The sequence below is a fragment of the Lentzea albidocapillata genome (genome assembly GCF_000719115.1).
In the GTDB taxonomy this organism is placed as follows: domain Bacteria; phylum Actinomycetota; class Actinomycetes; order Mycobacteriales; family Pseudonocardiaceae; genus Lentzea; species Lentzea albidocapillata.
In genome coordinates this window covers 1-418 of the sequence record NZ_JOEA01000081.1, presented here as the reverse complement: position 1 = coordinate 418, position 418 = coordinate 1, and the positions used below count along the sequence as shown (strand labels likewise).

Annotated in this window: 1 pseudogene; it reads right to left on the bottom strand. The window is 67.2% G+C overall.

Annotated features, from left to right (window positions below):
* Positions 1-66: 66 nt before the first annotated feature.
* Positions 67-418 (bottom strand): annotated as a pseudogene (locus tag IG04_RS47535) (hypothetical protein); the annotation flags it as partial.

The window sequence follows — 418 nt, the reverse complement described above, 5'->3', positions numbered from 1 at the left end:
GTTCTGTCTCCTCGTTGGTTCCCCCTCGAACTGGGCCCCGTCACCGACGGGCCCAGCGATCTGGTGTCACGGCAGGGAGAACTCCTGCGTCTGCGGGTTGAGGTGACCGAGCCGGAGGGCGCCGCCGGTGGCGTTGCCGCTGAGCCGGTACACGTTGAGTCCTTCGGTGATGCTGGACTCGTAGATGAAGTTGTTGTACCAGTACGACGACCAGGCCCCGCCGAGGTCGGGCGGGCTGATCGCGGGTGGGTCGGACCAGCCGATCGTGACCGGGTGGGCGGGGTCGGTGAATTCGGTGGCCCAGGTTCCTGCTTGGTAGTGCCCGCCGACCGCGATGTAGCGGCCGTTGCGCAGCGGCACGATGTTGTAGTTGTGGACGGTGCAGTTCTCCGCGAGGCCGTCCTGTCCTCGGGGCAGC